Source organism: Candidatus Parcubacteria bacterium (genome assembly GCA_021414235.1).
Lineage (GTDB): Bacteria > Patescibacteriota > Minisyncoccia > Phycocordibacterales > JAKFXT01 > JAIOOV01.
This window is the reverse complement of the sequence record JAIOOV010000003.1, coordinates 133,290-139,390: the sequence shown is the minus strand read 5'-3', so window position 1 is coordinate 139,390 and position 6,101 is coordinate 133,290. Positions and strand designations below refer to the sequence as shown.

Below are 6,101 nucleotides of genomic sequence, written 5' to 3'. Positions count from 1 at the left end.
CACGGGCTGGGCAAATCTGCAGGCGAACACGGTCATCCTCGGTAACGGCACGGGTGCGGTAGCCACCACGTCTGCTGGTACTAATGGCCAGGTACTCACGCTCGTCGGGGGAGTGCCTACCTGGCAGTCCACTACTACGCTTGCGAATATTAGCGGGACGCTGGGCGTAACGAGCGGAGGTACCGGGCTCACCTCCTACACTCCGGGAGATATTACGTACGCTTCTTCCCCGAATACTCTCAGTAGGATAGCTTCGAGTACGAACGGCTTTGTTCTCGCTCTCTCAAATGGTATTCCATCGTGGGTTGCTTCTACGACTCTGGCAACGATTTCCGGTACTCTGAATGTCGCTTCCCAAGTGGCGGGCATCCTCTCAACTTCGAACGGAGGTACTGGCTGGGGTGCCTTCCAGGCTAATTCAATTCTGATAGGTAATGGTACTGGAGCTATTGCTACTACTTCTGCTGGTACCAATGGCCAGGTGCTGGCTCTTGTTGGTGGCATACCAACTTGGCAGTCCACTACTACGCTTGCGAATATCAGCGGCACTCTGGGTGTGACGAGTGGAGGTACAGGACTTACTACAGTAACCACGGGCGACACCTTCTATGGATCCGGCACTAACGCAATTTCAAAATTAGCGGCCTCCACTAACGGCTTTGTTCTCGCTCTCTCAAATGGTATTCCATCGTGGGTTGCTTCTACGACTCTCTCTACAATCTCAGGTGTCCTTAATCTTGCCTCGCAGGTGACCGGGGTTCTTCCTGTGGCCAATGGTGGCACTGGCTGGGCTTCGCTTGCGAGTGGGTTCATTCCGTTCGGGAATGGTTCCTCGGCTATAGCAACCTCCTCGAATCTCTTTTGGGATGCGATAACCGGTAGGTTGGGTATCGGCTCTACTACTCCTGGGGCTAAGCTCGCTGTTCATGCTAATAATGGCGAGACTAATACCAAGCTTTTTGAGGTCGCTTCTTCTACGGCAAGCGCGACAACCTCGCTTTTTGTCATCAATAACGTGGGGAACATCGGCGTTGGCACTAGCACTCCTGGGGCTCTGGTCGATATCTACAACGGAGTACTACGTGTCGGAGACACTACCAATACCTTCACCACCTCTCTCACGAGCGGCCCCCGCCTTCTCTTGGGTACTCCTTCCGCCGCTAATAGTTACTTGGAATTAGGTGCGTATGGTTCGACTAATAATATCGATACCAAGACTCGCAACTTCCGCATATTCGGCACTTCGGACACTAACGGCCTCAACTATATGGCGGCCACAGGTCTCTTTGGTGTAGGTACTACCACCCCTTGGGCCAAGCTCGCCGTGAACCCAGTAGCGGGAGATACCAATCAGTTTGTCGTCGGCTCTTCGACGGCGACGGCGTTCCTCATTGACTCTGCTGGTAACGTGGGTATCGGAACTACTTCGCCCCCTGCAAAATTGGCAGTGCAAGGCTCTAATACTGGAAGCGTGCTTCTGGGAGAATGGGGTGGCGGTACTACGTATGGTGCCATATCTCTAAACGGCTCTCTCTCTTCTACCCAAGCTAACTTTTATAGCGGCCCTGCCGATGGGACTTTGTACATCAACAGACCCCTAAACTCGCAAATTAATTTCCGAATAGGGGGAACAGACCAAATGGTCCTTAGGGCCAGTGGTTCTTTCGGTATCGGTTCCACCACTCCTTGGGCCAAACTCGCAGTGAACCCAGTAGCAGGAGACACCAACCAGTTTGTAGTCGGGTCGTCTACTGCAACGAGTTTCTTGATTGATAACGCTGGTAAGGTGGGTATTGGCCTCACCTCTCTCTTTGGTAAATTCAACATAAACAGCAGTGGTATTCCGGCTGTGTCTGGCTCCATAACTAGCGGTTTGGTGATTTCAAACGGACTTACGGGGACAGCTGCAAATCTGGGTACCTATGATTCTGGTTCCACTGCTACCTCCTACTCTTACTTTAAGTCTACTTATGTAAATAGTGCTGGTACCGCTCTGGCGCTCGTATTACAGCCGACAGGCGGTAATGTTGGCGTCGGTTCTACTACTCCTCTTGCTAAGTTTGGGGTACACGCGAATAACGGAGACACTAATACGCTTCTATTTGATGTTGCCTCCTCTACTGCAAGTGCAACTACTTCACTGTTCAACATTTCAAATACAGGTACAGCAACCTTCGCCTTTCCGGGCAACACATCCTCGCTTATCATCGCTGGTTCAAATACGAACCAGGTTCTAATTAGTGGCCCGTCGCACTTACGCTTCTCTGCTCCACTTGTTCCTAATACCACTAATGGCTATGACCTGGGTGCCTCTGGTACGGCGTGGGGCAAACTTTATTTGTATGCCGGTGCTTCTATAGGATCTATCTTCTCTGCTGTTACTCCTCCTACTAATGGCCTTATCGTACAAGGGAACACAGGTGTGGGTAGTTCTTCTCCTTTAGCCAAGCTCTCTGTGCACGGTCTCAATGGGGACACCAACACTCTTCTCTTTAACGTAGCCTCTTCTACTGCGGGCGCCACCACCTCTCTCTTTAGTATTTCTAACACTGGCGTAATCACCTCGGTTGCATCAGCTACTTCCACCTTCTCCGCAGGTATCCAGACCACCGCGCTTAATGTGACCGGCGCCACCTCCACCTTCGCAAACGGCATCCAGCTTGCGGCAGGCTGCTTCCGTGGCTTGGATGGATCGTGTATCGGCGGTGGCTCCTCGCTCACTGGTACGACTGGTCAACTGGCGTACTTCAGCGGTACTAACGTGGCGGCTGGCACCTCCGCCATCTTCCTCTCCGGTAGTCTTGTGGGTATTGGCTCCACCACTCCCTGGGCAAAGCTCGCGGTAAACCCAGTAGCAGGGGATACCAACCAGTTTGTGGTGGGTTCTTCGACCCGAACCAGCTTTATTATCGATAACGCAGGGAAGGTGGGTATTGGTACGACTTCTCCTAGTGGCATCCTGACGGTATCTGCTTCCACTTCTTTGGCCACCTTCTTCTCCTCTTCTACGCCGATAATTAACTCTCAGGGCACGACGCGCTCTGTTATGAATTACGAGAGCTATTCCTTGACGGATACTACGTATCTGCAGGCTCCGAAATATATCGCTGTGTCAAATGATTTTGCCAGCACCGCAACGCCGGCTAATGCGGCTCTTCTATTGGATATGTTTACCCCGTCGACCAATACGACTGCTGTCGGCTCTCTCCGGGGTGGTATGTTCCAATCCATTCATAACGGAACTGGTGCGTTGACAGCTGCGATTGCAATCACTGGCACGTCTCTGAATCGTGGGAATGCCACCGCCACCACCCTTTTAGGAGTTTTTGGTTCTGCGACAAACGGTGTTTCGGGAGGATTGCAGAGTGCGACCACGACTACTGCGGAAGGTGTGCGCGCCGCTATAGCCAACTTGGGGGTGAATGATCTTATCACCTCTGCCTACGGAGTGCGTGTCAATACCCTGTCTAACGCGGGCACCATTACTAATACGTACGGTGTACATGTGGGGGATATTACTACCGGTACGCAGACCAATACCCCATACTCGTTCTATGCCTCTGATACGGGTGCGTATAACTTCTTTGCTACAAGTACCGCTATCGGTAGTGGCCTGGCTCTCGGCAACGGCGTGCCTGACGCACTCCTCCATATTTATTCTGGTAATACTTCTGGTAACACCATTCGTCTTGGCCAGACGTCGGGTAACGAATACTCGGATATTGATTACAACCGCTCGGGCGCGACTACTTTGAATATACGGAATGCCTATGCCGCCGTTGGCTCTCGCTTCAACCTCGGTATCGGCTCATCTCCGGCGCTCGTTATGTACTACGCTGGTATCAGCGGAGTAGATGTGGCGCACGTAGGTATCGGCACAACCACTCCGTGGGCCAAACTCGCAGTGAACCCAATAGCCGGGGATACGAACCAGTTTGTAGTCGGCTCTTCTACTGCCACTTCCTTCATCATCAATCCTGCGGGCAAGGTGGGCCTCGGTCTTACCGCCCCTGCTACCAGACTCGATGTTTTTGAAGCCAACGCTGCTCCTCAGTTGCGCCTCACCAAATCCGCCTCTCTCTACTCTGAGCTCACGGTGGATAGTACGGGCGACCTGACCATGTCTGCTGCGGGCGGAGATATCTATGCGGTCACTGAGAACCTCTGGATCTGTGACGGCGGCTCTTGTCCGGCGCTCACCGCCACCTCGACTGCGGGTAACATCTTCGTAGAGAACGCGGTCACCTTCGGCAACGGCTTCAGCTTCCGCCAGATCTCGGTCAACGAACTCGGTCTCTACAATGCTTCTTCAAGCCTCCTCCTGATCTTTGACCAGGGAAACTAGGGGTGGTGTAGGGAGGGGAGTGTAGTAGTATGCGGTCATCATGGATGGGGTACTGAGGGAGCTTTCCTTGCTTGTTAGGGCGTTAATCGGCTGGCTCTGCCTTTTTGCATTCTTGGCCCTGTTCCTCTTCTCCTTCGGTTTCCAGGATACCCAGATGTGGGGCACGCTCCTTCCGGTACCTTCCCTCCAGAGTACCCCGGCTGCGGTGGAGATATTTGCCCAGATCCGCCAGGATCTCCTTCCCGAGGAAGTGCGTCTCATCTCGCTCAGTCCTTTTGCGGGGTTTGCGACGCGGGTAATGGTGGCACTCCTCGCGTCCTTCATTCTCACTCTTCCGATCCTGCTGTATCGCATCCTCGCCTACCTTTCTCCGGCTCTCCATCAGAGCGAGCGGCGCTTCGCCTTGGTCATACTGCTGCCCGCGATGCTCCTCTTCCTCGGGGGTGCCGCCTTTGCCTACTATATCCTCATCCCGGCGACTTTTAAGATTCTGTACTCCTTTACTCCGGAACTCGGCGCACAGCCCTACTTCCTGGTGGATGAGTTCCTCTCTACTATTGCCTTCCTCATGATCTCGGTCGGGCTCATGTTCCTCCTCCCGGTGATGATGGTCTTCCTCGCTTGGATCGGCCTGGTCCAGGCAGGATTCTGGAGAGCGTGGTGGCGACATGCTCTCTTGGGGTTCTTGGTCTTTGCCGCCTTCGTCACGCCGGATGGGAGCGGGGTCACCATGCTCATGCTCTCTCTCCCTATGGCGGCGCTCTATGGAGGGGGTCTCTTGGTGGCAAATTACATAGAGAGGAGGCGGGTTGGTAGGGGATAGGGTGGGTGGTACACTGGGAGGGTAATTGCTAGACTAGCTGTAATACTTTTATGTTCGGATTAGGCATACCTGAAGTTCTCGTCATCCTCGTCGTCTTTGCGCTTCTCTTCTTCGGAAGCGGCAAGGTGGTGGAGTTCGCTCGCTCTCTCGGCAAGGTGGCCGGGGAGTTCAAGAAGGGGAAGAAGGAGATGGAGGACGAACTGCGTGACTCGGAGAAGTCTTCTGGCCACAAGAGCTAGAGCCATATGCAGGAGAAATTTCTTTCACTATTCAAAGGCGAGTCTAAGATAGACGTCTCTCGCCGTAACGTACTCAAGTTCCTGGCTGTGGGCGGGGCGGCGTTCACCTTGGGTAAGTTCGCAGGTCCCATCACCTCGCTCTTCAGTGGAGAGAAGGTGCTCCATGAGGCGCTTTTTAATAATTTCAAGGTGACGGAGACTAATAAGTCCCTCACCTTCGCGGATCGCGACGGCAACGCCATTTTTATCATCGATAAGGACGCGTTCTGATATAATCGGAGGTAATGGCGATCAAACTCTCTGCTGCCCGATTTGATCTGGGGGGCGCACGTGTCGACAACGCGGTGCTCAAGGTCAAATACGCTACAGTGAATGCCCGCGGCTCCGTCTCGGGTTCACAGGCGATGGACTTCTCTCTGGGGAACGTAGTTTCGATCACAGCGAGCGGCAACCTCACCCTCTCCATCACCAACCCTCCTGTCTCGGGGAAGACTGGTACGCTCACCCTGCTCCTCACCAATGGTGGTGCCGTCTCGGTGGCCTGGCCTTCTGGTACCACCTGGCTTACGGGCTCCGCGCCCTCTCTTACGTCCTCCGGTCTCGACGTGCTCTCTTTTACCACTACTGATGGCGGCACCACCTGGCGGGCCCATCTTTTGATGCTTAATAGCAGCTAGTTTTCATACCGTAACGT

Annotated in this window: 5 protein-coding genes; all 5 read left to right on the top strand. The window is 53.7% G+C overall.

What is annotated here, in order from left to right; genetic code table 11:
* Positions 1-4,345, top strand: a 4,345-nt coding sequence (locus K8Q93_00730) for a hypothetical protein (protein MCE9643763.1), incomplete at its 5' end; no start/stop codon positions are given.
* 40 nt (positions 4,346-4,385) lie between these two features.
* Positions 4,386-5,168, top strand: a complete 783-nt coding sequence (tatC, locus tag K8Q93_00725) for a twin-arginine translocase subunit TatC (GenBank protein MCE9643762.1) — start codon at positions 4,386-4,388, stop codon at positions 5,166-5,168.
* 50 nt (positions 5,169-5,218) lie between these two features.
* Positions 5,219-5,407, top strand: a complete 189-nt coding sequence (locus tag K8Q93_00720) for a twin-arginine translocase TatA/TatE family subunit (protein ID MCE9643761.1) — start codon at positions 5,219-5,221, stop codon at positions 5,405-5,407.
* 6 nt (positions 5,408-5,413) lie between these two features.
* Positions 5,414-5,677 carry a twin-arginine translocation signal domain-containing protein gene (locus tag K8Q93_00715; protein ID MCE9643760.1) on the top strand — a complete coding sequence of 88 codons (264 nt, stop codon included), beginning with the start codon at positions 5,414-5,416 and terminating at the stop codon, positions 5,675-5,677.
* 14 nt (positions 5,678-5,691) lie between these two features.
* Positions 5,692-6,084, top strand: a complete 393-nt coding sequence (locus K8Q93_00710) for a hypothetical protein (GenBank protein ID MCE9643759.1) — start codon at positions 5,692-5,694, stop codon at positions 6,082-6,084.
* Positions 6,085-6,101: the final 17 nt, after the last annotated feature.

Excerpts from the sequence above, each read along its gene's own strand:
- tatC (MCE9643762.1), top strand. The coding sequence starts at position 4,386 with ATGGATGGGGTACTGAGGGAGCTTTCCTTGCTTGTTAGGGCGTTAATC.
- K8Q93_00720 (MCE9643761.1), top strand. The coding sequence starts at position 5,219 with ATGTTCGGATTAGGCATACCTGAAGTTCTCGTCATCCTCGTCGTCTTT.
- K8Q93_00715 (MCE9643760.1), top strand. The coding sequence starts at position 5,414 with ATGCAGGAGAAATTTCTTTCACTATTCAAAGGCGAGTCTAAGATAGAC.
- K8Q93_00710 (MCE9643759.1), top strand. The coding sequence starts at position 5,692 with ATGGCGATCAAACTCTCTGCTGCCCGATTTGATCTGGGGGGCGCACGT.